A 2,558-nucleotide genomic window follows, 5' to 3' on the forward strand; every position below is an offset into this window, starting at 1 on the left:
AGTCTTTTAAAATTAAGAATATGAATGCAATTTTAGATGAGTCTGAACAGTATATATTGTCATTGCCCATAACTGACTTTGACTATCGAAATAAAATTGAGAATCAAAAACAATACCTTGGATTTGTTGCTTTAGTCACGGGAAACGAAGAGGATAGACCAAAGCTCTATGTAAAAAGTACCTTTCCTATTCACAGAAAAAAAGATGGCGCATTATGTGGATACAATATTGTGGCACAATCTATTGGAAGTGGAATTGAAACGAGATATACCGTTTGGAACAGGATATTTAACAAAATTCCAATTACTGAAGGTGATATTATCCGTTGCACTCGAATGCCACAAAGAGATGGACAGAATTTCACTTTAGAGGCATACGAATTGATATATTAAAAAAAGAGATCTGAATTTAATCCAAATCTCTTTTAGTCCATTTGATTTCATATCCAATTACTTTCGCTATCTCCAGTATCTCACTGTATTTGATAGTTCCACGTGCAAGTTTATTTGAAATATTCTGGGTAGTGGTTTGTTCTGAATCGGAGCGACACTTATTCAGTTCCTTTACGACATCGGTTAAACTCCAGCCACTTGCGGCAATATAACTCTTGACTTCGTTTCTAATTTCATTTTCATCTCGCATTCTTATTAAATCACCTCTTAGATATTATACTATAACGCAACAAAAATATCAACAGCGAATAAAAAGTTTCAATATAGTGTTGACAACTGTTTCGATAGAGTGTATACTTACACTATAGCACAACAAAATAAACTTTGAAAGGTGTTGTTAACCATGAAAATTGAACACAATAGCACGGAAGTAACAGAGAAGTACATAGGCTTAACTGAAGACCGAAAAGATGAAATACTGATAACGCTGGCCGAAAATCTTCAAGAAGTTCTCGACAATGGCGGCGGTGGAACTATGAAAATGTTCACTAATACTTTTACATACGAAGGCGAGTTGCTTGAAACTGTCGCCTATGAAGGTGTAGAACTGGAGATTTACTTCATAGACAGCAGCCATTTTGAAATTCCGGGAGATAGATTAGAGAGCGTAGAAGATTTGGATACATATGCGCCCATCGTCAGGTTTAAGGGTAATGTAGTTATTGAATTTGACATGTGGACGGAATAAGCAATTTGAGGGTAGAAGGGAGGTGATACCATTTATAAAACCTTGATTATTCCAGTTCAGTGTAATAAGTCAGATTACTCCTATCTTATGAATTGCAATGAATTGTCTGCCGACGTATGGAATTACTGTGTCCAACTTGATAAGGAACACCAAGAGCAGAACAATGGTAAGCAGATGAAATTCAAAGACCTTCAATCAGCAGTTAAAAACTATAATGACTTATCTTCTAAGAACATACAGATGGTATTCTTGAAGTATTTTCATTCCAGAAAAGCAATGTGGCTATCCATAAAAGCCAAGCACGAGCGAAGTAGTACAGTTAAAATGCCGTACAAGCCAAAGAAGTTCTTCAATACTATGTGGGACTATCAAGCGATCCGCATTGACTACGAGCGTGGTGAAATCAAACTTGCAAAAAGACAACTTGGTATAGGCGGTTACGGTAAGCATCAACCACCAGTTAGATGTTACGCAAAGACACTTCCTCAAAATATTGTTGAGATTGAATTGCTCTACAGGCGAGGGTTAAAACTCGCAATCAAATATAAAGAGCCAGATTTAATTCAATCCGTTGGCGAAAACGTAGCCAGCATTGATCTTGGGGAGATTCACAGCATTACATCTATTGACAACAACGGCAACGCAATCATAATCACCGGACGGAAGTTGAGAAGTATTAAGCGGCTGCGTGATAAGGAACTTGGTAAACTCCGTAGTAAGCGCAGTAAATGCACCAAGGGTAGTAATCAGTACAAGAAATACAGCAGAGCGATATACAACCTCAAATATGAGACTGACAAGAAAATCCTTGACGCTGTACACAAGATTACAAAACTCTATCTTGACTACTGCTTAAACAATCAAATCGGCACGGTGTATTATGGCGATGTAGACTCTGCAACCAGAAGCACAAAAGGGAGAGTAAAGGCACATAATGGTCAGAAGCTATCCGAGTGGTCACACGGTTTGATTACACTCCAATTGGAAAACAAACTCAACCGCTATGGCATTCAGATGGTAAAAGTCAAAGAGTATTACACAAGTCAGAAATGCCCTCTCTGTGGCAATCTGAATAAACCCACGAGTAGGAACTATTCTTGTACTTGTGGCTACACGCAGCACAGAGATATTGTAGGAGCCATTAACATACTGAATGACAACGCAGGAACGAGCGTTGAGCGGTATGAAAGTAAAATGTATCTACGGATAGCGTAAGCTAAAGTAGTAGATGTCGAGGTGGACGGCCAAAGTAGCACCCGAAAGGGATGAAGTTGTTCGCAACATTCCACCGAATCGGCATTTGAGACTAAGCGTAAAAAATAGGGGACGGTAATTTACCGTCCCCTATTTTACAAATTAAATGCTATTTCGTCTCCAGCTTCTGGCGGCAAGCATCTGTTTTTAACCAACAATCCACC

The 2,558-nt window shown here is 38.5% G+C and carries 4 protein-coding genes; 3 read left to right on the forward strand and 1 reads right to left on the reverse strand.

What is annotated here, in order from left to right; translation table 11 throughout:
- On the forward strand, positions 1-392 hold a 392-nt coding region (locus PHO71_RS26080; RefSeq protein ID WP_300209103.1), incomplete at its 5' end, for a hypothetical protein.
- A gap of 16 nt (positions 393-408) precedes the next feature.
- Here the strand turns inward: PHO71_RS26080 and PHO71_RS26085 are convergent.
- The gene (locus PHO71_RS26085; RefSeq protein ID WP_300209104.1) at positions 409-642 is read right to left on the reverse strand and encodes a hypothetical protein; all 234 of its coding nucleotides are present in this window, start codon (positions 640-642) and stop codon (positions 409-411) included.
- 153 nt (positions 643-795) lie between these two features.
- Here PHO71_RS26085 and PHO71_RS26090 point away from each other — a divergent pair, with 153 nt between their 5' ends.
- Together PHO71_RS26090 and PHO71_RS26095 are read left to right on the forward strand one after the other, a co-directional pair.
- Positions 796-1,140, forward strand: a complete 345-nt coding sequence (locus PHO71_RS26090) for a hypothetical protein (RefSeq protein WP_300209105.1) — start codon at positions 796-798, stop codon at positions 1,138-1,140.
- A gap of 42 nt (positions 1,141-1,182) precedes the next feature.
- Positions 1,183-2,355, forward strand: a complete 1,173-nt coding sequence (locus PHO71_RS26095) for a transposase (RefSeq protein WP_300209106.1) — start codon at positions 1,183-1,185, stop codon at positions 2,353-2,355.
- Positions 2,356-2,558: the final 203 nt, after the last annotated feature.

The organism is Bacteroides sp. (assembly GCF_028690125.1).
GTDB lineage: Bacteria > Bacteroidota > Bacteroidia > Bacteroidales > Bacteroidaceae > Bacteroides.